Annotated in this window: 21 protein-coding genes; 13 read left to right on the forward strand and 8 right to left on the reverse strand. The window is 59.7% G+C overall.

Going from position 1 to position 24,340, the window contains the following annotated elements; translation table 11 throughout:
* The first annotated feature begins 15 nt into the window (after positions 1-15).
* The 3 genes from hutG to ACO0LO_RS27270 are packed head-to-tail and all read left to right on the forward strand — an operon-like array spanning position 16 to position 2,804.
* Complete coding sequence (hutG, locus tag ACO0LO_RS27260) at positions 16-846, forward strand: N-formylglutamate deformylase (RefSeq protein ID WP_422969386.1); 831 nt, start codon at positions 16-18, stop codon at positions 844-846.
* Between the two features lie 6 nt (positions 847-852).
* Complete coding sequence (locus ACO0LO_RS27265; protein ID WP_422969388.1) at positions 853-2,235, forward strand: formimidoylglutamate deiminase; 1,383 nt, start codon at positions 853-855, stop codon at positions 2,233-2,235.
* On the forward strand, positions 2,232-2,804 hold the full coding sequence (locus tag ACO0LO_RS27270; RefSeq protein WP_422969390.1) for a HutD family protein: 573 nt from the start codon (positions 2,232-2,234) through the stop codon (positions 2,802-2,804). Before ACO0LO_RS27265 ends, ACO0LO_RS27270 begins: the two co-directional genes overlap by 4 nt.
* A 22-nt stretch (positions 2,805-2,826) precedes the next feature.
* Here ACO0LO_RS27270 and ACO0LO_RS27275 read toward each other — a convergent pair whose 3' ends face one another.
* Complete coding sequence (locus ACO0LO_RS27275) at positions 2,827-3,132, reverse strand: NIPSNAP family protein (protein ID WP_422969392.1); 306 nt, start codon at positions 3,130-3,132, stop codon at positions 2,827-2,829.
* A 125-nt stretch (positions 3,133-3,257) separates the two neighbouring features.
* Here ACO0LO_RS27275 and ACO0LO_RS27280 point away from each other — a divergent pair, with 125 nt between their 5' ends.
* Complete coding sequence (locus ACO0LO_RS27280; RefSeq protein ID WP_422969394.1) at positions 3,258-3,914, forward strand: flavin reductase family protein; 657 nt, start codon at positions 3,258-3,260, stop codon at positions 3,912-3,914.
* A 1-nt stretch (position 3,915) separates the two neighbouring features.
* Here the strand turns inward: ACO0LO_RS27280 and ACO0LO_RS27285 are convergent, their stop codons facing one another.
* Complete coding sequence (locus ACO0LO_RS27285) at positions 3,916-4,662, reverse strand: alpha/beta fold hydrolase (RefSeq protein WP_422969396.1); 747 nt, start codon at positions 4,660-4,662, stop codon at positions 3,916-3,918.
* A gap of 129 nt (positions 4,663-4,791) precedes the next feature.
* On the opposite strand from ACO0LO_RS27285, the gene ACO0LO_RS27290 reads away from it, so the two are divergent.
* Positions 4,792-5,544: a phytanoyl-CoA dioxygenase family protein gene (locus tag ACO0LO_RS27290; RefSeq protein WP_422969398.1), complete on the forward strand. Its 753-nt coding sequence runs from the start codon at positions 4,792-4,794 to the stop codon at positions 5,542-5,544.
* Positions 5,545-5,676: 132 nt separating this feature from the next.
* Here the strand turns inward: ACO0LO_RS27290 and lysA are convergent, their stop codons facing one another.
* Complete coding sequence (gene lysA, locus ACO0LO_RS27295) at positions 5,677-6,906, reverse strand: diaminopimelate decarboxylase (RefSeq protein ID WP_422969400.1); 1,230 nt, start codon at positions 6,904-6,906, stop codon at positions 5,677-5,679.
* A gap of 183 nt (positions 6,907-7,089) precedes the next feature.
* On the opposite strand from lysA, the gene ACO0LO_RS27300 reads away from it, so the two are divergent.
* Entirely contained in the window at positions 7,090-7,566 is a 477-nt protein-coding gene (locus tag ACO0LO_RS27300; protein ID WP_422969402.1) for an Lrp/AsnC family transcriptional regulator, read from the forward strand.
* Between the two features lie 58 nt (positions 7,567-7,624).
* A complete protein-coding gene (locus ACO0LO_RS27305; RefSeq protein ID WP_422969404.1) occupies positions 7,625-8,146 on the forward strand; it encodes a TlpA family protein disulfide reductase in 522 nt (173 codons plus the stop codon).
* Between the two features lie 111 nt (positions 8,147-8,257).
* On the opposite strand, the gene ACO0LO_RS27310 is transcribed toward ACO0LO_RS27305, so the two are convergent.
* The 5 genes from ACO0LO_RS27310 to ACO0LO_RS27330 all read right to left on the reverse strand — a co-directional run bounded on the left by ACO0LO_RS27310 (position 8,258) and on the right by ACO0LO_RS27330 (position 17,774).
* Entirely contained in the window at positions 8,258-11,308 is a 3,051-nt protein-coding gene (locus ACO0LO_RS27310) for an efflux RND transporter permease subunit (protein ID WP_422969492.1), read from the reverse strand.
* 16 nt (positions 11,309-11,324) lie between these two features.
* Positions 11,325-12,662, reverse strand: coding sequence for an efflux RND transporter periplasmic adaptor subunit (locus tag ACO0LO_RS27315; RefSeq protein WP_422969406.1), 1,338 nt, complete (start codon positions 12,660-12,662; stop codon positions 11,325-11,327).
* A gap of 105 nt (positions 12,663-12,767) precedes the next feature.
* On the reverse strand, positions 12,768-14,225 hold the full coding sequence (locus ACO0LO_RS27320) for an efflux transporter outer membrane subunit (RefSeq protein WP_422969407.1): 1,458 nt from the start codon (positions 14,223-14,225) through the stop codon (positions 12,768-12,770).
* A gap of 379 nt (positions 14,226-14,604) precedes the next feature.
* The gene (locus ACO0LO_RS27325) at positions 14,605-15,615 is read right to left on the reverse strand and encodes a tetratricopeptide repeat protein (RefSeq protein ID WP_422969409.1); all 1,011 of its coding nucleotides are present in this window, start codon (positions 15,613-15,615) and stop codon (positions 14,605-14,607) included.
* A 116-nt stretch (positions 15,616-15,731) separates the two neighbouring features.
* Complete coding sequence (locus ACO0LO_RS27330; RefSeq protein ID WP_422969411.1) at positions 15,732-17,774, reverse strand: site-specific recombinase; 2,043 nt, start codon at positions 17,772-17,774, stop codon at positions 15,732-15,734.
* Positions 17,775-17,981: 207 nt separating this feature from the next.
* Here ACO0LO_RS27330 and ACO0LO_RS27335 point away from each other — a divergent pair, with 207 nt between their 5' ends.
* The 6 genes from ACO0LO_RS27335 to ACO0LO_RS27360 all read left to right on the forward strand — a co-directional run bounded on the left by ACO0LO_RS27335 (position 17,982) and on the right by ACO0LO_RS27360 (position 24,271).
* The gene (locus ACO0LO_RS27335; RefSeq protein ID WP_422969413.1) at positions 17,982-19,298 is read left to right on the forward strand and encodes a hemolysin family protein; all 1,317 of its coding nucleotides are present in this window, start codon (positions 17,982-17,984) and stop codon (positions 19,296-19,298) included.
* A gap of 80 nt (positions 19,299-19,378) precedes the next feature.
* Positions 19,379-19,759 carry a metalloregulator ArsR/SmtB family transcription factor gene (locus tag ACO0LO_RS27340; protein WP_422969414.1) on the forward strand — a complete coding sequence of 127 codons (381 nt, stop codon included), beginning with the start codon at positions 19,379-19,381 and terminating at the stop codon, positions 19,757-19,759.
* A gap of 10 nt (positions 19,760-19,769) precedes the next feature.
* On the forward strand, positions 19,770-20,207 hold the full coding sequence (locus tag ACO0LO_RS27345; protein WP_422969416.1) for a YeeE/YedE family protein: 438 nt from the start codon (positions 19,770-19,772) through the stop codon (positions 20,205-20,207).
* Positions 20,207-20,683 (forward strand): DUF6691 family protein, encoded by a 477-nt coding sequence (locus ACO0LO_RS27350; protein WP_422969494.1) that lies wholly within the window; start codon positions 20,207-20,209, stop codon positions 20,681-20,683. Before ACO0LO_RS27345 ends, ACO0LO_RS27350 begins: the two co-directional genes overlap by 1 nt.
* 61 nt (positions 20,684-20,744) lie before the next feature.
* Positions 20,745-21,539, forward strand: a complete 795-nt coding sequence (locus tag ACO0LO_RS27355; RefSeq protein WP_422969496.1) for a sulfite exporter TauE/SafE family protein — start codon at positions 20,745-20,747, stop codon at positions 21,537-21,539.
* Positions 21,540-21,781: 242 nt separating this feature from the next.
* A complete protein-coding gene (locus ACO0LO_RS27360; RefSeq protein ID WP_422969418.1) occupies positions 21,782-24,271 on the forward strand; it encodes an acyl-CoA dehydrogenase in 2,490 nt (829 codons plus the stop codon).
* Positions 24,272-24,340: the final 69 nt, after the last annotated feature.

A 24,340-nucleotide genomic window follows, 5' to 3' on the forward strand; every position in this document is an offset into this window, starting at 1 on the left:
ACAGAGACCGCCGCAATGAGCAAGGCATATCATTTTCATCAGGGCAGCAGCCCACTGCTGATTTCCATGCCGCACGTCGGTACCGAGATTCCGGCAGACATCGCGGCGGGCATGCACGCCGTCGCCGACGTCAAAGCGGACACCGACTGGCATTTGCCGCTGTTATACAACATGGCGCAGCAACTGGGTGCGTCGGTATTGTCGGCCAACTATTCCCGCTACGTGATAGACCTGAACCGCTCCACCGATGATACCAACCTGTACCCAGGGCAGGATACCACCGGCCTTTTCCCCATTGACACCTTTACCAAGCAGCCGTTGTACCTGGACGGCATGCAACCGGGCAAGGAGCAGATGCAGCAACGCATCGCGCAATACTGGCAGCCTTACCACCTGCAATTACAGCAAGAGCTGGAGCGCATCCGGCAACAGCACGGCATGGTGATTTTATGGGATGCCCATTCCATCGCATCGCGCCTGCCGCGTTTCTTCGAAGGCAAGCTGCCTGACCTGAATTTCGGCACGGCTGAAGGCCGCTCCTGCGATGCCGGATTGCAGCAGGATCTGGCGCAGGTATTAAAGTCGCCTGAAGCTGCTGCATACGGCCATGTATTCAACGGACGCTTCAAGGGCGGCCATATCACTCGCCATTACGGCAGGCCGGAGCAGCAGGTCCACGCGGTGCAGCTGGAAATGAGCCAGTGCATCTACATGGATGAAACGGCGCCGTTCGCCTACCGTCCCGACCTCGCAGAGCGCTTGCAGCCGCTGCTGGGCAAACTGCTGCAGGCTTGCCTGGACTGGGCCGGCACCCCTCGACAGCAGCAACAACAGCCAGTGGGTTAGACGCAGATGACAACTTCCGCTACCAACAGCCTGTTTGCGCATAATGCGCTGCTGCCGCAAGGCTGGGCCCGCGACGTGCGCCTGAGCTGGGACGCGCAGGGAAACCTCACCGGAGTGGAAGCCGGCGCAAGCGCCATGGCATACGAAAGCCAGGAAAATTTTGTGCTGCCCGGCATGGTGAACCTGCATTCGCACTCTTTCCAGCGCGCGCTGGCCGGCATGACCGAAACCGGTGGCGAAGGCCCGGACAGTTTCTGGACATGGCGCGACCTGATGTACCGCACCGCGCTCAATATCACGCCCGGCCAGATGCAGGCGATTGCCGCACAGCTGTATACGGAATGCCTGCGCCACGGCTACACGTCGGTCTGCGAATTCCACTACCTGCACCGGGCGCAGGATGGCAGCCTGTATGCGGACATCGCGGAAACCGCGCGCCGGGTGCTCGCCGCGGCGCAGGCCAGCGGCATAGGCATCACGATGCTGCCGGTGCTGTATAGCCACGCCGATTTCGGCGACATACCGTTGCGCCATGACCAGCGGCGTTTTGCGACGGATGGTGAAAATATCTTGCGCATGTTCGCCGCGCTGGAGAGTGAGCGCAACGGCCAGGTTGAAATAGGCGTTGCGCCGCATTCGCTGCGTGCAGTCAGACCGCAGCAGATACGTGAACTGCTTGCAGCCCTGCCTGTGCGTAGGCCCGTGCATATCCACATTGCCGAGCAGCAGCGGGAGGTGGATGCCTGCTTGCAGATGACCGGCAAGCGCCCGGTGGAGTTGCTGTTCGATACCCAGGAGGTCGGCGCCCGCTGGTGCCTGGTGCACGCGACGCATCTGTCTGCGGCGGAATTGCAGATGATGGCAGCCAGCGGCGCCGTGGCCGGTATATGCACAACCACGGAAGGCAATCTAGGCGACGGCTTTTTTGATCTGCCCGCTTATATCGCCGCGCGGGGCCGTTTCGGCATAGGCAGCGACAGCCATGTATCGCAAAGCCCGGTGGAGGAATTGCGCTGGCTGGAATACGGCCAGCGGCTGCGTATGCAGCAGCGCAATGTCGCCCAGGCTTCAAGCCGGCGTCGTGTCGGCGATTTTTTGTGGAATGAAGCGCTTGCAGGCGGTGCCCAGGCAGCAGGCCGCGACGTCGGCAGGCTTGCCGCCGGCGCACGCGCCGACATGCTGGTGCTGGATGGCCAGCATCCCAATCTGGCGGAATTACCTGCCGTCGACGTACTGAACACCTGGATGTTTACCGGCAACGACAATCTGGTGCGCGACGTTTATGTCGGAGGAAACAAGGTGGTGGAAAACGGCAGGCACAAGGACCAGGCCGCGATCTCGGCAGCGTATGCCGCCGCGATGGCGGAATTGCGGGCACTGCCGACATGATCAGCCTGCTGCCCGCCGCCACCCGTATTGCCAGGCCGTGGAAAAATGGCGGCGGCAGCACGTTGGATATCCTGGCCGAGCCGCCCGGCGCCGGCATGGACGATTTCGGTTGGCGCATCAGCGTTGCCACCATCGTTGACACCGGCCCTTTTTCAGAGTTTAAGGGCGTAGACCGCAGCCTTTTCCTGCTGAGCGATGCGCCTTTACAACTGCTGGTGGACGAGGTCCGCTTCCAGCTGGATCCGGGGCAGCCGGTATTGCGTTTTTCCGGGGAGGCAAGGGTGCGGGCCGAGGCGGTTGCCGCGCCGCTTACGGTGCTCAATGTCATGAGCCGGCGCGACTGTTTTACGCATAGGCTGAGTCTGCATCAGTTTGACAACGCGCAGCGCATCCCGCTGGACGGCGCTGCCGCCCATCTGTTATTTGTGCAGCGTGGTACATGCCGCCTGTCAGGTCACCCATGGATCCTGCAGCAATACGACGCGGTGCTGGCGATGGATGAAGCAGAAGTCCTGCTGCAAGCTGAAGGCCGCGCAAGCGTTGCCGTCATTACGCTCAGCAGGGCCTGATAGCGGTGCCGGTGCGTTCTGCCTAGTCAAAAACCGGACGGAAAAAGCTGCGCTCGTAGCTGAGGAAGCATCGGGTGTCTTCGGCGTATTTGAACGCGGCCTGGCAAGCGGCATCCTGCGCCGATTGGATCCTGTATTCTTCATACAAAGCCAGGCTGGGGAAACTGAACAGCGCGAGCGCCACATTGCTGACGCCTTCTGACGGCATGAAATAGCCATGGTGCGTGCCGCCGAATTTTTCCACCAGGGGTATCCACATTTTGCCGTAGAGATCGAATTCTTTCTGTTTATAGGGGTCGATAATGTAGCGCAGGTAGCAGGTGATCATGGGTGCCTTATAAAGGATTTGTGCGTGGGATGGGGATTGCGGCTCTGGCAGGCAGAGCAAACGTAACTTGTTCTTCGTGCCTATAATAGACGCTTGGTATTCTATACAAGATAACAGGGATTTTCATGAGCACACGCTTCCGCAGCCTCGACGTCAAGGACCTCAGCACGGGCGAAGCCTACCGTATCCTGAATAATATGGTGTCGCCGCGCCCGATTGCCTTTGTGTCCACCCGCTCCGCGCAGGGCGCGCCCAACCTCGCGCCGTTCAGCTATTTCATGGCAGGCGGCGCTAATCCGCCGTCGGTTGTCGTCTCGCCGGTGGGAACCCATACCGGCAGGCCCAAGGATACGCTGGTCAATATCCGCGAGACTGGCCAGTTTACGATTAACCTGCTGAGCTATTCGATGATAGAGGGCATGAACCAGGCATCGTATACCTATCCGCTGGGAGAGAGCGAATGGCCGCATACGAGCTTCACTCCCGTTCCTTGCGTCAAGGTCAAATGCGACCGTGTCGCTGAAAGCCTGATCGCGATTGAATGCGTGTTGCACCAGATCGTGCCGCATGGAGAGGGCACGGCTTCGGCCAACTATGTCATTGGCGAGGTTGTCTATTTCCATGTCGCCGAAAGCCTGTATGGGGAAGACGGCCAGATCGATCCGCGCAAAACCGACTACATCACACGCATGGGCGGCGACTGGTATTCACGCACCACGCCGGAGACGATGTTCGAATTGGGCCGGCCGGAAAGCGATGAAACCCGCTGGCGGAGAAAATAGCCTATAAGGCCTGGCACTGCGCCTGCAGGAAATCCTTCAGCACCGGCAGTATCGTCGCCGATGCAAACAGCGTGCTTGAGTGGTTGGTTCCCGGCACCAGCAGCAATTTCTTCGCCTGCAATTCTTCAGCGGTTCTTTGCACCAGCGCCAGTCGCCGGTCCCGGTCGCCGACGAACAGCATCAGCGGCGCTTTGACGTCGGCCAACCTGGCCGCATAGCCTTCACGGTCGTTGGCCGCTGCCAGCAGCGCGTGGATATCGTTCTGCAGCACAAAAGGGCGCGCCTCACGGCTGATTTTTTCTCCGATAAAATTCTCCATTGCCATGACGAAGGCATCGAGATCTTCGCCATCCGTGCCGTCAAACGCCTGCAGGCTGTCTGCGTACGGATGCGCGCCGCCGATTGCCAGCGAGGCCACGCGCTGTGGATAGTGCAGCGCCATGCCGAAGGCCTGCCAGCCTCCCATTGAGTACGCGAGGAAGTGGCTGCGCACGATGTCCAGGCTGTCCAGCACAGTGTTGATGTCGGTCAGCCGCTGTTCCAGCGCATAGGCTGCAGCATCGTGCGGCTTGTCGCTTTGTCCATGACCGCGCGCATCGATCAGAATTAGCCGGTAGGCGTCCTTCAGTCCGTCCACGAAGCCGGTCATCTGCCATTGCCTGCCACTGGACGTAAAGCCGTGCATCAGCACCAGGGGCTCGCCTGCGCCATGCTCTTCGTAATAGATGCGCGTTCCGTTATTGTTCACATAAGGCATATCTTGCTTTCTTGCGGCGCAGCGGCCGGTAAGTCTTCGCGTGCATTCCGTATTGAGCTTAAAATAAAGGGCTTAAAATAGAGGGCCTCAAAATAAGGGCTCTATCGAAAGTGCCGATTTATGCTTACCCCTATCCAGATTTCTGAATTCCAGCAGCAAGGTTACCTGATCTTGCGCGGTGTTGCCGATCCTGCATTCTGCGAGCAGGTGATTGCCTTTGCTCAGCAGCAGCTGGCGGCGCAGTGTGCACCCATAGAATTTGAAGCCGACCTGAACTATCCCGGCGCGCCTGAATCGCGCGCGGCCGAAGGCGGGCATACTGCGCGCCGCCTGCTGCGTGCGTATGGGCGCGGCGATTTATTGGCCGGCTGGGCTACCGGCGACGCGATCGTGCCGGCGCTGAAACAGTTGCTGGGGCCGCAGGCGCTGCTGTCGCAAGCCCATCACAACTGCATCATGACCAAGCAGCCGCAATATTCGAGCGTGACGGGCTGGCACCGCGACAGCCGTTACTGGAGCTTTCAGCGCGCCGAGCTGGTGACCGTGTGGCTGGCCTTGCGCAATGAAACGGTGGAGAACGGCTGCCTGCTGGTGATACCGGGCTCGCATAAACTACCGGTACAGGCCTCGCAGCTGGATGATGCGCAATTCCTGCGGCCGGACTTGCCGGAGAACCAGGCGCTGATACAGCAGGCGGTCAGCGTGCCGCTGCAGCAGGGGGATGTGCTGTTTTTCAGCAGTAATCTGTTCCACGCGGCAGGGCGCAACCAGACTGCGCAGACCAAGTATTCGATGGTATTTACGTATCGCGCCCTGGATAATCCGCCCGTACCGGGGTCCAGGTCGGACAGCCTGCCGGAAGTGAGTTTGTAGCGCTGCTATGATAACAATGGACTGTAGCCCTGATGTAGCGTAACACGGGAGCATAGCGGCGGCCTGTGGAACATTTCCCGGATTGCGCTGCATCTGGACTACAGCTTGCTGATATTCGTCAGCAATTCTTCTTTACAGCTCCAATGCAATCAACTCTTGCACGGTCTGCCTGCGGCGTATCAGTTTGATGTTGTCGCCATCCACCAGCACTTCCGGAATCAGCGGACGCGAGTTGTAGTTGGATGACATGCTGGAGCCGTAAGCGCCGGTATCATGGAAGACGAACAGGTCGCCGATGTCGCAGGCCGGCAGGTCTTGCGTGGTGACCACGCCGCCGTCTTCTTGCGTGAATACGTCGCCCGATTCGCATAGCGGTCCGGCAACTACGGTGGCGCGCAGCGGCGTGGTGCGGGCATCGCCGTTCGGCGCATGCGCGGTGATGCGGTGGAAGCTGCCATACATTGCGGGGCGGGCCAGGTCATTGAAGCCGGCGTCCACGAGGGCGAAGAAATTATTGCCTGCCTGCTTTTGCGCGCGCAATTCAGAGACCAGGATGCCCGACTGGGCAACCAGGAAGCGGCCTGGCTCGATTTCCATCTTGATCGCATGGCCGAGGAAGGCCTCGATTTCTTTCCTAGCTTTGTCCCAGATATCGAAGTAATGATCGGTATCCACTTCGGCTTCGCCGCCGCGGTAGGGGATGGACAGGCCGCCGCCGATGGAGATGGCCGACAGGTCGCTGCCGCAGGCTTTTACCTGCTGTATCATCGCCTCGCATACGCTTTGCAGATGGTCGTAATCGACGCCGGAGCCTATGTGCATGTGCAGGCCGACCAGGTTCAGATTGTATTGCGCGATGATTTGCATGCACTCCTGCAGGTTTGCATGCCAGATGCCGTGCTTGCTCTGCTCGCCGCCGGTATTGGTTTTGCGGCTGTGGCCGTGGCCGAAGCCGGGGTTGATACGCAGCCATACAGGATGGCCGGGGTGTAGCCGGCCCAGCTGTTCCAGCATCTGCGGAGAGCCGCAGTTGACGGGGATGTTCAGTTCCACCACGCGTTTCAGCGCATGGCGGTCCAGCAGGTCGGCGGTGAATACGATGGGCGCCGCATGGATGTCGCCGGGCTGGAAACCGGCTGCCAGTGCGCGCTCCACCTCGCCCAGCGACACGGAATCCACCAGCACGCCTTCTTCCTTCATCAGCTTTAACAGATGGATGTTGGAGGATGCCTTCTGCGCAAAACGGATCACGTCGAAACGGCGCAGCCGCGCAATTTGCCGACGTATCACGGCCGCATCATAGATCCAGCAGGGAGTTTGGTATTGTTCGACGATGTGGCTGATTTGCGCGGTAGTGGTCATGGCTGGTCAAATAATGGATAAGTAGGTAGCGGCGGCAGGCTGGTATTGTGCGATTGCCACAACATCAGCTGATTTGCCGCAGAGACTTATAATGTACCAAGCAAACTGCTTACAATGAATGGGCTTCGATAAGCAAATATCCCGTTCGAGCGGGATTTAAACTGAAATCGGCCGAATTATCTTATGAATCAAAAAATAGACAACTTTGACCAGAAAATCCTGCAATTATTGCAACAGGATGCCCGTATTTCGCATGCAGAGATAGGTCGCCAGGTGCATCTGAGCCAGCCTGCGGTGTCCGAGCGTATCAAGCGGCTGGAAGCCGCGCAGGTGATACGGGCCTACCGCGCGGACATCAATCCCAAGGCGCTCGGCTACCAGATCACGGCCATGATACGCCTGTCCACGCGGCAGGGCAGGCCCTATGCGCAGTACGTTGCAGATTGCCCGGAGATCATAGACTGCTATACCGTGACCGGTGAAGACGGCGCCGTCATGCGCGTGCTGGCGACCGATGTCGAACACCTGCAACGCATCATTAATGAGCTCAATGCCTTCGGCTCCACGTCCACCGCCATCGTGTTGACAACCCATGTTGCCGGAAAAGCCATCACCGCGCCGCTGTTACAAAATGATGCTGAACTCATCAAAATTAAATAGGTCGTATAATGTGCTTACCCTATTGCAGCACCGTTCTGTACGACCGACTGGAAATTCCATGCTAGCGCCATCCTCTCCCCGTAAATTCAAGATTTTCTCCGCAGTCGCCGCCATTGCGCTGGTGACGCTGGGTATTGTGTTTTTTTCGATATCCAACAAGCAGCAAGCGCCTGACGTCACCTTCGTCAACCTGAAGGGCGAAAAAATCAGTTCGCAGAGCCTGCGCGGCAAGGTAGTGATGGTTAATTTCTGGGCGACTTCCTGCGAAACCTGCGTCGCCGAAATGCCGCACATGATAGAAACCTATAACAAGTACAACAAGCAGGGTCTGGAGTTTGTCGCGGTGGCCATGGACGGCGATCCGCCTAACTACGTCGTCAACTACACCGAAACCCGCAAGCTGCCTTTCGATGTGGCGCTGGATCTGCAGGGTAAGCTGGCCAAGGCCTTCGGCGACGTAAAAATGACGCCGACCACCTTTGTCATCGACAAGCACGGCAATATCCTGAAACGTTATCTGGGCCAGCCATCTTTTCCTGAATTGCACCAGTTGCTGGATAAGGCGCTGGCTGCTGCTTAAACCAGCTGGCTGAAGATTCAGCCGCTATCGGCACTAGTAGTTAAATAAGCCGCATCATCCAATAGGATGATGCGGCTTTTCAGTTTCATGCACTATTTTATCTGGCCAGTCTTACATGCCGCGCTTGGGAAACATCTTCCGCACGATATCGTCCACATAGGTAAACACCACTGGTATCACCAGCAGGCTCAGCAGGGTTGAGGTAATCAGCCCGCCGATGACCGCAATCGCCATCGGCGCGCGGAAGCTCGGGTCTATGCCTATACCCATTGCAATCGGCAGCATGCCGGCGCCCATCGCGATCGTGGTCATCACGATAGGGCGCGCGCGCTTGTGGCCGGCATCCAGCAGCGCTTCCATGCGTGTCATGCCTTCGCGGCGGGCGACGATCGCATATTCGACCAGCAGGATGGAATTCTTGGTCGCGATACCCATCAGCATGATCAGGCCGATCAGCGACGGCATCGAGAAAGCGCTATGGGTCAACAGCAGCGCGACGAAGGCGCCGCCTATTGACAGCGGCAACGCCGCCAGGATGGTCACCGGCTGCATGAAATCGCGGAACAGTAGCACCAGCACCATGTAGATGCACAGTACGCCGGTCAGCATCGCCAGACCGAAGCTGAGGAACAGCGTGCCCATTTCCTCGGCGTCGCCAATGATCACGCGCGACACGCCGGCAGGCAGATTCTTGACGCTGGGCAGCCTGTCCGCGGCATCGCTGACTTCACCCAGTGTCAGGCTATTTAGTTCCACGTCAAAGGTCACGTTGCGCGAGCGGTCCAGCCGGCTGATCTGCGTCGGGCCGCTGCCCAGCGCAATATCGGCGACCTGGCCCAGCATCACGTGGCCGGTCTTGGCCGGCACCGACAGGCGCGACAGCTGTTCCAGGTCGGTACGCGCGGAACCGGGGAAGCGGACGACGATAGGAATTTGCCGTTCGGGCAAGTTCATCTTTGCCAGCGCCACGTCGTAGTCGCCGACGGTGGCGATGCGGATGGTCTCGGCGATGGCCGTGGTCGTCACGCCCAGGTCGGCCGCGCGCGCAGCATCCGGGCGGATAATGACTTCCGGCCGTATCAGCCCGGCGCTGGAACTGACCGAACCTATGCCCGGCAGCGTGCGCAGTTCGCGTTGCACGTTGTCGGCAACGGTATTGAGCGTATCCACGTTCTCGCCGACCAGCACCAGCTGATATTTTTCGCCGGTATTGCCCAGGCCTATCGTCGTGCGCACACCGGGCAAGGTTTGCATCATCTCGCGGATATGAGATTCAATCGCAGTCTTGGTTTCCTTCCTTTGCGAGCGCGGCACCAGCGTCAATGTCAGGCTGGCCTTGCTGACCGAACTGACGCCGCCCGACGTGAACGGGTCGCCGCCCGCAGTACCGCCGCCCACCGCGGTATATACCTTGATGATGTCCTTGCGGCTTGCCAGCAGCTTGCGGGCACGCTCCGCCATGGCCAGGGTTTCGCTATAGGTGCTGCCGGGCTCCAGTTCCATCTTGACGACGGTCTGTGACCTGTCGTCCGCCGGCACGAATCCAGTAGGCAGTAGCGGCACCAGCGCCAGCGAGCCCAGAAAAAACAGGCCGGCCATCAGCGCCGTCAGGAAACGGTTTTTCAGGCACCACTGGGCGGCGCGCATATACATGCACATCAGCTTGCTGTCTTTTTCTTCCCCGTGGAAGATAGGCTTCAGCAGGTAGGCGGCCATCATCGGCGTCAGCAGGCGGGCAACCACCAGCGAAGCCAGCACCGCCAGCGAACAGGTCCAGCCGAACTGCTTGAAAAACTTGCCGGCCACGCCGGTCATGAAGGCAGTGGGCAGGAATACCGCGACCAGCGTGAACGTGGTGGCGATTACCGCCAGGCCAATCTCGTCGGCGGCTTCCATCGCTGCCTGCAGAGGCGTCTTGCCCATGCGCAGGTGGCGCACGATGTTTTCGATTTCAACAATCGCATCGTCGACCAGGATACCGACCACCAGTGCCAGCGACAGCAGCGTCACCGTATTGAGCGTGAAGTCGAACAGGTACATTCCGAGGAAGGTCGGCACGACAGACAGTGGCAAGGCAGCCGCGGACACCAGCGTCGCGCGCCAGTCGCGCAGAAACCACCAGACCACCAGCACTGCCAGCAGCGAACCTTCGAGCAGCAGGTACATCGAGCCGTTAAACGACTCCTGTACCGGTTCCACCATATTGTAGGCTTCGTCGAATTTCAGGTCAGGCTGGGACGCGCGCATTTTTTCCAGCGCCTCGCGCACGCCTTTGCCTACCGTGACTTCGCTGGCGCCCTTGCTCCGTGTGATTTCAAAACCGACCACCGGCTTGCCGTCCAGCAGCGCGATTGAGCGGCGTTCGGCCACCGTGTCCCGCACGCTGGCGACCTGGCCCAGCTGTATGCGGCGGCCGTCGTTCAGCGACAGTTCCATGCCGGACAGTTCCTGCGCGCTGCCGACGTTGGCAATGGTACGCACGGTCTGTTCGCCGTCGCCCAGGTTGGCCCGTCCGCCGGATGCATCTTTCTGCACCTGCAGCAGCTGGCGCGAAATTTCCGCCGCCGATACATTCAGCGCCGCCATCCTGCCGGGATCGAGTTCCACCAGCACTTCGCGGTTGACGCCGCCGACGCGCGACACCTTGCCTATGCCGCGCACCGCCATCATTGCCTTGGTCACCTGGTTATCCACCAGCCAGGACAGGCCTTCTTCATCCAGCCGCGAAGAACCTACCGTATATACCAGGAAGGGCACGCCACTGAATTCCACCTTGCCGATCACCGGATCCTTGGCGTCGCCGGGCAGTTCGCCGCGCACGGTGCCGACGGCATTGCGCACGTCGTCCATCGCTTCAGTGATCGGCTTTTCCAGCACAAACTGCACCATGATCAGCGACTGGCCGTCCTGCACTGTCGAGTAGATATGCTTGACGCCTTGCAGGCCGGCGACTGCATTTTCTATCTTGCGGGTGATTTCGCTTTCTATCTGCGCCGGCGCCGCGCCGGGCAATACCGTAGTGACGTTCACCATCGGCAGTTCGATATCAGGAAAATCCTGAATCTTCATGTTGTGAAAGCCGATCAGCCCGGCAATCGTCAGCAGTATGAACAGCAGTACCGCCGGAATCGGGCTTTTGATCGACCATGCAGAAAAATTGATCATCGTGTCTGGCCGCTCATTTCGCCGCAGATTTTACGGAGTCTTTGTTCGTGATCGCCTTGGTCTTGCCCGGCTTGTCCGATGCTGGTGGCGTATTCTGCATGTCCGGTGCAGCCGGGGGCGAAACCGAAGCCGAAGCAGCTACGCGTACCGTATCGCCGTCGGCCAGGAAGCCGGCGCCGCTGTCGACGACCTTGGCGTCGGCCTGCAGGCCGCTGAGGATTTCCGTACGGCCCTGCTGAGTGCGTCCCTGCGTCACGCGCACCTGCCGGATACGGTTGCCGGTATCGACCATGAATACGCTGGCGTAGCCATCCCTGATGACGACTGCGTTGGCCGGCACCGATAATGCGCTGCTGTCGCCGAGCACGAATTCACCTTTGGCAAACATGCCGGCCCGGATGTTCTTCATGGCTGCGGCAGTATCGACCAGGTCAACATAGACCAGCGCCTTGCGGGTCTGCGGATCCACTGTCGGCGCCACGGTCCTGAGTTTGCCGGCGATGCTGCCGCCGTCGGCGGAAAACACGTGCACCGCTTGTCCGGGGGACAGCTTGCCGGTTTCCTCCGCCGTGACTTCGGCGCGCCATTCCAGCCTGCCCTGGCGTATCATGCGGAACAATTCCTGGCCGCCGGCCGAAATCGCCCCTATCGTCGCGGTACGCGCAGAGATGATGCCGTCATCCGGTGCAGTGACTCTGGTGTGCTGCAAGCGCAGCTTGCCGGTCTGCAGCGCTGCTTTAGCGGCCGTCAGCCTGGCCGCCGCGGTATTCCTGGCAGTGGCAAACTGGCTGATCTGCTGCACGCTCATCGCGCCGCTGTCCTTCAGTTGCAGCGCGCGCCTGGCATTGCTCTGCGCTTCGGCCAGCGTCGCTTCTGCTTCGGCGACGGCGGCATTTTGCTGCGCTACTTCCGCCTGTATCGTGTCGTCGGCAAACTGGGCCAGCAACTGGCCACGCTTGACGCGGTCGCCAACCTGCACCAGCAGCTCGCTCAGCCGCACGCCACTCAGTTCGGTGCCGATAATGGATTCCTGCCATGCCGCCACGCTGCCGTTGGCGGCCATGGTCGAGGTCCAGGAGCTGCTTTGGGCCTGCGCCACGGTGACAGTCAGGGCCGGACGGCCCGCCGAGGCGCCCCCAGCAGTAGGTGCGGAGGCATTTGTCGATGCCGCATTGGGAGGGGTACTGTTTGCCGACGCGGCTGCGGCAGCACCTGCCGGTACGATGGCGGATGCCGGGCCTGCAGCCTGCTCCGGCGTATCTTTCTTAAACACCAGAAAACCTGCCACCAGCAATGCAAGCACGCCAGCGGCGGCGATTGCCAGGGTCTGTTTTTTAGGGTGGTACTCCATGAGCCGACTCCAGTATCTGTTTTGTAGCTATTTCTTTAGCTTATTTCTGCAGCGTATTTCAATACGCCTGCACCGCTGGCTTGCATTACCGGCGCTTTCGCCGTCTTATTCAGCCGATGCGTTTTTCCCGGCGCCTGCATTCGTGCCGGCACTCCAGTCGCCGCCCACTGCCTTGTACAATGCAATCCAGGCAGAGGCCTGGTCGCGCTGCAGCATGACTTTTTGCTGGCGGCCTGACAACTGCTGGCGTTTCACTTCTTCTCTTTCTAGCACGCTGTAGCTGCCTGCTTTCAGTCCCGCTTCGCTGGCCTGCATCGCAATCTCGCGTGCCTCATCTATTTTTTGCTGCTGCACCAGGTTCTGGCTGGCGGCGTCCAGCCTCAGCATCGCTTCTTCCACTTCTTTTACGGCAAGCAGCGTCCTTTGCTTGAAAGCAGCAAGCGCTTCTTCATAGCGTGCGGTGGCGTTGTCCACGGCTGCCTTGCGGCTGCCGGCATCGAACAGCGGGATATCCAGCACCGGGCCGAAAAACCAGCTGTTGCCCTGCTGGCTCTGGCCGCTGATGCTGAAACTGTATCTTCCCAACGAGCCCATCAGTGACAGCGACGGATAGCGCTTGGCTTCCGCTACGCCTATCTCCGAGGCTGCGGCCGTCAGGTTTTGCATTGCGGCGCGCAGATCGGGGCGCAGCAGCAGTACCTTGGCGGGCATGTTTTCCACGACAAAACTGGCCGGGTGCGGCATTTCGCCGGCATGCGCCGCCAGCAGCGGGCGCAGTTCCGGTTCCGGTATGCCGGTCAGCACCGTCAGCGACTTTACGGTGACTGCGCATTCGGTCTTTTGCTGTTGCAGCTGCGTCATCGCAGTCGCCAGCAGGCTGCTGTTTTGCGCCAGTTCCACCGCAGAGATGAAGCCCGAACTTATTCTTTGCTGGAACAATTTCTGGCTCAGCGCCTGCGAGTTCGCGACCTTTTGCGCAATGTCCTGCTGGATCTCGCAGGTGCGCAGCGCCACATAGGTATTGGCGACTTCGGCAGCCAGGCTGATCCTGGCATCCTGCCATTCGCTCTCGCGTGCAGCGACGCGTGCCAGCGAACCGTTGCGGGTATTCTCCACCGCGCCGAACAGGTCGATCTCCCAGCGTGCATCCAGCCCGCCTATCGCGTATGTCTGTTTCACCGGCGGCGGTTGCAATGGGCTGCGCGTGGAGGCGTAGGCGGCCCGGAAATCCACGGCCGGCCACAGCGCGGCGCCCGCCGCCGCGGCATCGGCGCGAGCCTGCGCAATGCGGGCTGCAGCCTGGGCCAGGCTAGTATTGTCCTGCAGTGCGCGGGCTTGCAGATCCGTCAGCGTGGAATCATTCCAGGCCGCCCACCATTGCGATAGCGATGACGCCTGGCCTGCTTCGGCGGCAGGGAGCGGCGCCTCCCATTGCGCACCGGCTTTGACCAGGGATTGCGCATCGGTATGCGGCGCGGTGATCCAGCAACCGTGCAGGGCCGCCGATCCCGCGCAGACTGTCGCGAGCCGGCAAATTTGCCATACGGGCATCTTTAACGGCATGAAGAGCTTTCGCGGTAAAACCCTTCGCAAATAGGGCTCAGGCTAGGGAGGTGCATAGGGAATTCTGTTGCCACTATTAAATATTTAACCATAATGCCTATACAGGACGACCGTCAATCATATTCGTCTGTGGTTGCCCCTACTCTGGTATGAATACAACTGATATTGGCGGTTTACCGCGTTTGCTAGGCATGGCGGGGCTGGGAGGCTGAAAAATGCAGCATAGACGGCATTTGCTGCCTGTTGATGAAATACGCATGCGGAACAAGAGAAAATCGTGGACACGTGGTCTTAAAATTTCCCGTGGGAAATTAAAAAGAAACAGGCCGTCCTGGAGCGGATGGCCTGCGGCAGCGGCACCTTCGAGGGCGATCCGGTGTCAGCCCTTCAATGTCTTCAATTGATCTGCGGTATCGGATTTTAATTTTTTCGGTAGTTCGGGTCTGGCGGACAAGGCTTTTTCGTAGGCGGTAACAGCCTTCGCCTTATCATTGGCCGCCTGGTAGCACTGGCCAAGGCGGTAATAAAAATTGGAACGCGCTTCAATGGAAATGGCTTTTTCAAACAGCGGTATGGCGTCGCGCTGTTTGCCCTGTTCCTGCAAAGTGCGGCCGAGGCCGTAAAAGCCGGTTTCCTGGTCCGGGTAACGCTGTTGCAGGTCGCGGAAAACGCGCTCCGCATCCGCAAATTTTTTCTGCTGCACGTAGCTGATGCCGATGCCGGACAACAAGCCGCGCTGCATGTCGGCCAGCGATGGCGAGCCTGCCGTATTGACGGCCAGCACATCCGCTTCCGCCTTGGCGGTTTTGCTGTCGCTCACATCTATCTGCGCTTGCAGCAGTTTACCGGCGGCCGGATTGATTTTTGCCGTATCTGCCGCCAGAGTCTGGGCCTTGCCGGAGCCGCCGCCGACGAAGCCGGGAGCCTGCAGGTAATACTGCAGTAATGAAAAACGCGCATCGTAGTTCTTGGGATCCAGTTCCACCGCTTTCTGGAATGCGTCGCGTATTTTTCCTGCATAACCTATCGCCGACATGATGCCGGCGCTGACGGCCTTGGTGCCCAGTACATTGCCCAGCGCTTCATGGCATTCCGAGTTTTGCGGATGGGCGGCGATGCATTGCTCTGCCAGTTTGGACGCTTCCTCCAGCCGGCTCTCGCGGCCTTCATTGAGGATCAGCTCCGTCTTTGCAATCAATGCGTCCGCATTAGTCGGGTCCGTTGCGAGCCTGGCGCTGACGGCGCGTTCGACGTCGGCATATTTTTTTGCCCTGAGCTGCTCCGAATATTCATGCGCTCCGGCGCTTTGTGCTGTCAGTAGCAGGCATAAAGCGCTGGCCGCCACAGGAAAAAGAGGGAAGTGCGATGCCTTGCTGAAGCTTGATTTCATGTAGTCTCTTTACGTAAATGGAAGGGATCAGAAATGCTCGACGGGAAGTGCAGGGTTGATAACGCGCGAGCCCGCCAAAAGGATGACCTGCAGGCGTCGCGCATCCGGTTTCACCGTCAATGGTCCTGCCCGTCTTCGCTCGTGGTGGCGGCCTGTGCCACACTCAGCACAGGCTCGGGGTCCCTTGGCGGGAAAAAGAAATCGCGCGTTCCGCTGCGGAAGCGTTTCAGTATCATCAGCGCCAGCTTGCCGCCGCGGCCGAAACTCACCCGGCGGGAGCGCAAGGCCACCAGCAACGCCAGGCTGAAGCTGACGCCCAGGTTGACCATGCCGATCAGCAAAATGCCGCCCAGCGACCAGGCAGCTACCTGCCAGCTCATCTGGTGGTCCAGTCCCACCAGCGCAAAGGCAAAATTGGCGCTGGAAAAGGTGATATGGCGTATGTCTATCGGCAGGCCGAAGAAGCTGCCCAGTTGGCCTATCGTGCCCAGCATCACGCCAAAGAAAAAATTACCGGCCAGTGCGCCGAGGTTGTTGCCGATATAGGCAGTGACGCGGTTCAGCCTGCTTTCGCCAAGAATTTTCTTCAGCCACTTCAACTGGCGCAGCCGGGCAGGGATATTGCCGTAGCTGGCCTTGTTGTCGTAATAGCCCGAGATCAGGCCGGACAGGAACAGGCAGACGCCGGCAATCGCTGCATGCGGCAGTGCCAGGCTGTGTACGGGGTCGATATCTTCCAGCAGGTGCCGGGCCTTGTCCGGCGACACCAGGTGACTGCCGTAGATACCGTACCAGGCCCAGGCGATCGCATACGCCGTCGGTATCGCCAGCGCGACGTTGCCGACGATGGCGATGAACTGGGAGCGCAGCACGCGCACCACCAGTTCCACCAGTTCCTGCAGTTTTTCCTTGCCTTCGTCGATGGACTTTGCGATTACTGCCGCGGTCATTGCCGGCTGCTTGGTGGCCACCGTGAAGTGCAGTACGTGGATCAGCATGAAGCCGAACGAATAATTCAGGCTGTACAGCAAGGCGTAGCCGAAGGGCGCCAGCAGCAGCTTGCCGAACAATATCTTGATGGTTGCCATGAAACCGACGATGAAGCCGGCGCCCATGGCCGAGCGCATCATTTCAAACCATTCGCTGCGGTTGTTGGTGACATAGTGTTCGCCGCTGCGGCCGGCCCGCTCCGTCATCTGCAGCGACAGCAGTTCGGTATTGGTGCTGATCAGGTCGCTCAGGCTGCTCTTGTGGTTGTCGGCTGTGACCAGTTCTTTCAGGCAGCGCACGCTGATCAATACCGCATCCTCGCTGCTGTTACTGTCCAGCAGTTCCAGCAGCATGCGCAGGCGCCGTATGCTCTGCGTCAGCCGCAGCAGCAGGCGCGTCAGGCTCACGGAGACGCCTTGCATTGCCGCATTGCGGCGTATCTTGACGATGATTTCCTCGCACTGCGTCAGCAGCACTTCCACATGCAGGCCATCCTCGCGTTCGGATTTCCTGTCTACCAGCCAGGCAGTGTATCCGGCGACATAGTCATTGATCTCGTCGTTCTGCCGCAGAAAGGGGGACTCAAAACGTTCTATGTCCGGATGGTTGCGCACCAGCTCAGACTCCAGGCCGATGGCGGTGATGCGGTAAGACAGCACCTGTATTGCGCCCAGGATTTCCTGCGTCACGGTGGAGTAGGCCGGCCGCAGCTTGTTCACGCGGAAGCCGATGGCGCTGAACAGGCCGGCCCAGGCCTCGTCGCCGACCGCGCCTACCCAGCGATGGTCGTCTTCACGGTCGAATAGCTGGCCGAACACGTCTTTCAGGTAGTCGTCGTTGACCAGCGGCGGCAGCCATTTTTCCGTCAGCCGGTGCCAGGCGGCGCCCCAGAAACCCTGGTTGGGCGTGATGCCTGTATCGGTCAGCAGGTGCACCAGCTTGCGGGTGACAATGACATTGGCGATGTAGTCGCGCAGGCCTTCGGCCCATGCCGGATGCTGGTCCAGCACATAGCACAGTGCGCGGATATTGTCGGTGGCGGTAAGGCTATCGTGCGATTTGCGTGGCCGTATTCTGGCGACCAGTTCGCGCAGCAGCGCGATATCGCGATGGGGTGTTTGTTGCGCATTGCTATCAACGATGCGGATAAGGACGTCATCTATGGACAATATTGCTCTCCTTCGTGGCCCTTGGTAAAGCTCGTTGAAACGAACCAGGGTTGATTTTAAGTCATTTTCCGTCAAAGATGAACTTTGTCGGCTGCCTTTCGGGCGCATGAAGGGGATGCGCGAGGAGGCATGGCGACATAAGCGGCGGCCGCCAAAAGCCGCTATGGTAAAGTGGCGCCTTGTTCATAAAATAATAGGTCTGCTCGTTTGGATAATCTTTTGCTGGTAATCGCCGCCCTGTTCCTGGTGGCGCTGAACGGATTTTTTGTGGCGGCCGAGTTCGGCCTGGTGAAGCTGCGCCAGACCCGCGTGCGCGCCATTGCCAAAACCAGCGGCGTCCAGGGGCGCATACTTGCTACTGTGCATCAGCGTCTGGATGCCTACCTGTCCGCCTGCCAACTGGGTATTACCCTCGCCTCGCTGGGCCTGGGCTGGATAGGCGAACCTGCGTTTGCACGCCTGCTGGAACCGGTACTGCAGCAGGTAGGCGTGACCTCGCCGGACCTGGTACACGGCATCTCCTTTTTCTTTGCCTTCTTCGTCATCTCCTTCCTGCACATTGTCATCGGCGAACTGGCGCCCAAGTCGATGGCCATACGCATGCCGGAACGGGTGTCCCTGTGGACCGCGCCCGCGCTGTATATATTCTACTGGACGATGTATCCGGCGATCTGGACGCTGAACTGGAGTTCCAACAAGGTATTGAGCCTGGCCGGGCTGGATGCACACCATGGCGCAGATGCACACTATTCTCCGGATGAGCTGAAGCTGATCCTGCGCACCCGCCACCCTGGCGAAAAGCTGGTCAGCGATGAGCGCAGCATCATGGCGCAGATGCTGGATTTTGCCGACCTGGAAATTTCCGACCTGATGCGGCCCATCAATGAAGTGGTGGCGCTATACAAAAACAAGTCGCTGGAAGAAAACATGCAGACGGCCTATCGCAACCGCTTCAGCCGCTATCCCTATTTCGATAGCGATGGCCAGACTGTGCTGGGCATGCTGCATCTGAAAGACCTGTTCCTGGCCCGGCAGGGCAACAAGAGCGTGGATGACCTGGCCAAGCACCTGCGCCAGGTGGAATTCGTGCCACCGTCGATGCCGGCGCTGGAGCTGTTCCGCCGCTTCCGCAAGGGGGCGCCGCATTTTGCGATCGTGGGTTACAAAGGCAGCAAGCCGGTCGGCTTCCTGACGCTGGATAACTTGCTGAGCGCACTGGTAGGGCAGATCCGCGACGAATTCCGCCAGAACGAAAACGACTGGACCACGCAGGACGATGGCACGCTGCTCGGCAAGGGCAGCCTGCCGCTATATACGCTGGGCACCGCGCTGCATATAGACCTGGACAGCGAAGATGTGGAATCGATAGGCGGGCTGATCATGCACCAGTTGGGCGATATCCCCGAAGAAGGGCAGAAGGTCGAGTTCGAGCATTTCGACGCCGTGGTCAAGAAAATGAACGGCCCGCGTATCGTGCTGGTGCGCATCTATCCCAAGCATACAGGCGAAGCAGCCCATCACTGAAGTTTTATTATATTGAAAAATATAATATCTAGTAATATAGTGTTTGCAAGGCAAAAAATACCTGAAACACGTCAAATACTATGGAAACCATCGCCGACCATACCGGCAACGCCCCCAGCATCGCATTGATGCGCGCCGCCGCCGCTGAAGCGAGCGCCGTGCTGTCTGCGCTCGCCAATCCGGACCGCCTGCTGTTGCTGTGCCAGCTGAGCCAGGGCGAGCAGGCAGTCGGCGAACTGGAACAAAGCCTGGATATCCGCCAGCCCACACTGTCGCAGCAGCTGGGCGTGCTGCGCAACCAGGCGCTGGTCAGTACGCGGCGCGACGGCAAGCGCATTTTCTATTCGATTGCCGACCCTAGGGTGCTGGTGCTGCTCACCATGCTATATGGCCTGTACTGCCCGCAAGACGGCGTTTCCCCTGGACACCCGGTTAACGCAGAAACAACGCAGAAACCATGAAGGACATGCCGTGACGATAGCCTGGAATAGTTTCACGCCCTATGCAGCGCTGCTGGGCGGTGCGCTGATCGGCCTCGCCGCCGCCCTGCTGATGCTGTTCAGCGGGCGCATCGCCGGCATCAGCGGCATCGTCGGCGGCTTGTTCCGACCGACCGACGGGCAACGCGGCTGGCGTATTGCTTTCATGATGGGCCTGGTGATCTCGCCGCTGGCATATCAACTGTTTGCCGCCTTGCCGGAGAGCAGCGTGGATGCTTCCTGGCCGGTGCTGGTCATTGCCGGCTTGCTGGTCGGTTTCGGTACCCGTTACGGTTCCGGCTGCACCAGCGGGCATGGCGTTTGCGGGCTGTCGCGCCTGTCGCCGCGTTCGCTGGCGGCAACCTTGCTGTTCATGGCGGCGGGTTTTGCCACTGTCTATGTGTTGCGCCACTTGCTGGGAGCCGCATGATGAATATACTGTTGTCAGGTTTTGCGGGATTGCTGTTCGGTATAGGTCTGATCGTGGCCGGCATGGCCAATCCCGCCAAGGTGCTCGGTTTCCTTGATCTGGCCGGGCGCTGGGACCCTTCGCTGGCATTGGTCATGGGCGGCGCAATAGCGGTGGGCAGCGTCGCCTTTGCCATCGCAAAACGGCGCAGCAAGTCCTTGCTGGGCCTTAGCATGCAGTGGCCGCAGGCGACGATGGTGGACCGCCGCCTTGTAGTGGGCAGCCTGATGTTCGGCATAGGCTGGGGGCTGGCGGGCATCTGTCCGGGCCCCGCACTGGTGTTGCTGGGGGCAAGCCTGGGCATGGGCGCGGGCAAGGCCGTGGTGTTTGTTGCTGCCATGCTGGTGGGCATGCTGGCGTTTGAACTGATGCAGACACCTCAAAAGGGTGGTAGCGATGGTGGCAGCGCGGGTGCCAGCGTCAATACAGCTATATAAACTTCCTGGACAGCAGGAATTGCCCGCCTGGTGCGGGCTGGAGTGGCACATAATGATCACCATATTCGTTTCGCTCTTTCTCGGCGTTCTGGTTGGTTCCGTCATGGGCCTGACGGGCGCCGGCGGCGGCAGTATTGCGGTGCCGGCCCTGGTGGCAGGGCTGGGATGGACCATGCAGCAGGCAATGCCGGTGGCGCTGCTGGCCGTCACCGGCGGCGCGGCGGTGGGCGCGGTAGAGGGCCTGAGAAAAAAACTGGTGCGCTATCGTGCAGCCACGGTCATGGCGCTGGTCGGCCTGCCTTTTACTGCGCTGGGCGTGCGGGTCGCACATGCGATGTCACAGCAGTGGCTGATGATCGTCTTCGCCGTCGTACTGGTCATCATCTCGGTGCGCCTGCTCAGGCAGCATCAGGTGCCGGAGGGCAACGATGAACACAGGCAGGCAGTATGCCGCGTCAATACCCAGACCGGCCGTTTTGATTGGACCTGGTCCACCGGGCTGATGATAGGCGCCATCGGCGGGCTGGCCGGTTTTTGTACCGGCTTGCTGGGTGTGGGCGGCGGTTTTGTCATCGTGCCCATGCTGCGGCGTTTCACCAATGTGAGCATGCACGGCGCAGTGGCAACATCGCTGCTGGTCATTGCGCTGGTAGGCGCAGCGGCAGTCGGCAGCGCCTTGCAGCACGGGGCCGCCATTCCGCTGGAGTTTACACTGCCGTTTGTCATGGCCACCGCCACCGGGATGCTGGCCGGGCGCCTGTTTGCAAGACGGGTAAGCGCGCGCGCCATACAGCGCGGGTTTGCCATGATGCTGCTGGTGGTCGCTGCCGGATTGCTGCTGAAAGCCGCCGCCTGAGCAGCAAGCCGCAGCAGCCTTATCAAGCATACTCATCAAGCACACTCATGAAGCAGCCGCAATCATTGCCTTTCCGCTTTGTGCTTTCCCCGGATCATTTTTCCCTCTCTTAACTTTTCTGCACCGTTAGCTGCCGCACCGATGCCAAACGTGCTCAGGTGCATCGTGTCACTAAGGAAAAAGTGACGCGGCCAGCGAGGATGACCTGACCGCCCGTCCATAAAACGACAAAAGGTGATTCCATGATCTGGTGGCTATGTGTATTGATAATCGCGTTCCTGGCGCTGTGCTACGTGCAGGCGGGTGCGTGGTTCTGGTTCGGCGCGGCGGTAGTCTGGCTGGGCGCGGGCTATGCTGCCAATGTCATAGCCGGCTTCGGGCTCGTGATATGGGCGTTATTGCTGTTTGTGCCGATGGCGCTGATCGCCGTCAAATCGCTGCGACGTTCGCTGGTCACCCCCACCATCTTCAAGATATTCAAGCGCATACTGCCGCAGATGTCGGACACCGAGCGCGATGCGCTGGAAGCCGGCACGACCTGGTGGGACGCCGAGCTGTTTTCCGGCAAGCCACGCTGGAACAAGCTGCTGGAGCTGCCACAGGCCAAACTCAGCGATGAAGAACAGGCCTTCCTGGACAATGAGGTGGAGCAATTGTGCGAGATGGTCAACGACTGGGAGACCACGCAGGTATGGCAAGACCTGCCGCCCGCGGCCTGGCAGTTCATCAAGGACAAGGGCTTCCTCGGCATGATTATTCCCAAGCGCTACGGCGGCAAGGAATTTTCTGCCTATATGCACTCCCAGGTCATCATGAAACTGTCGTCGCGCTGCTCGGCGCTGGCGGTGTCCGTCATGGTGCCCAATTCGCTGGGCCCGGCGGAACTACTGCTGCATTACGGCACCGAAGAGCAAAAAAATTACTACCTGCCGCGCCTGGCAAAGGGCAGCGAAATTCCCTGTTTTGCGTTGACCAGCCCATATGCAGGTTCCGATGCAGCGGCTATTCCCGATATCGGCATCGTGTGCCGCCAAAATTTCAATGGCGTGGACACGCTGGGTTTTCGCGTCACCTGGCATAAGCGCTATATCACGCTGGGTCCCGTGGCCAGCCTGCTGGGCCTGGCTTTCCGCGTCAGCGATCCGGACCGGCTGCTGGGCGCTACCGAAGACGTTGGCATTACCTGCGCGCTGATACCGACCAAACACCAGGGTGTCGTCACCGGCCGCCGCCACTGGCCGCTGAATGCGGTATTCCAGAATGGACCCACCTCGGGCGAAGACGTGTTCATTCCCATGGACTGGGTCATCGGGGGCAAGGAGCAGATAGGCAAGGGCTGGCGCATGCTGATGGAATGCCTGGCGGCCGGGCGCGCGATTTCGCTGCCTTCTTCCAACGTCGGCTCTTCCAAATTCGTCGTGCGCGGCACCAGTGCCTATGTCGCCTTCCGCAAGCAGTTCCATACGGCCATCGGCAAGTTTGAAGGCGTGCAGGAGGCGCTGGCCCGTATGGGGGGCAACCTGTACATGATGGATGCGGTGCGCAAAATTTCCGCGCTGGCGATAGACAGCGGTGAAAAGCCTGCGGTGATTTCCGCAATCGCCAAATACCATGTGACCGAAAGGGCGCGCGTGATCGTCAACAACGGCATGGATATCGCCGGTGGCAAGGGCATCTGTATGGGGCCGAACAATTTCCTGGCACGGGCTTACCAGCAGGTGCCGATTGCCATCACGGTGGAAGGCGCGAACATCCTGACCCGCTGCCTGATCATCTTCGGCCAGGGCGCGATACGCTGCCATCCCTTTGTGCTGAAGGAAATGCATGCCACCACAGAGCCCGACGCGCGCAAGGGCCTGCATGATTTTGATGATGCCTTCTTCGGCCATGTCGGCTTTGTATTTGCCAACCTGGCGCGCACCATTGTCTACGCAGTGACAGGCGGCCATGCCGCGCCGGCGCCGCAGCAGGCCGATGACGAAGTGGACGAGTACTACCAGGCAGTAGGCCGCTTGTCCGCGGTATTTGCGCTGGTGACGGATGCGTCGATGTTTGTCCTCGGCGGTTCGTTGAAGCGGCGCGAAAGCATCTCCGCCAGGCTGGGCGACGTGCTGTCGCAGATGTATCTGGTCAGCTGCACGCTGAAACGCTACGAGGATGAGGGCATGCAGGAAACAGACTTGCCATACGTGCACTGGTCCATCCAGGATGCGCTATACCAGGCGCAGGAAGCTTTGCTGGGTGTGCTGGAGAACTTCCCTAATGTTTTCATTGCAGGGTTGCTGCGTTTCCTGGCCTTTCCGTTTGGCAGGCCTTATGCAAGACCTTCGGATGCATTGGGCATGGAAGTGGCGGATGCCATGCAGGTAGCCGGCGACAGCCGCGAGCGCCTGCTGGCAGACACCTTCATGTCCAAGGTGAGCGCCGACCCGGGCACGTATGGAGAAATGGCGCTGCAATTGCTACCGCAGGTGAACATGATAGAAAAACGCCTGAAAGATGCCATTCATGCCGGCAATCTGGCGCCTATGCCGCAAAGTTTCATCGACATGCAGCAATGGATCAGCATTGCTGCAGAAAAAGGCGCGATCAATGGCCACGAACAAAGCGTGCTGGCAGAGTTTGCCAGCTATGGTGACCGCGTGGTGCAGGTCGATGATTTTCCGCAGGATTTCGGCGTCGAAGCCGACCTGCATCAAAAGCAGGAATCGGATAAACGCAAGGCAGCCTGAGCGCGACCTGCTTGCACCTGCTGATACTCCTGCTAAGATATGCTTCATTGCAATCCTGGCAGGAGTCGC

Origin of the sequence: Undibacterium sp. TJN25 (assembly GCF_049339885.1) — a bacterium.
In the GTDB taxonomy this organism is placed as follows: Bacteria; Pseudomonadota; Gammaproteobacteria; order Burkholderiales; family Burkholderiaceae_D; genus Undibacterium.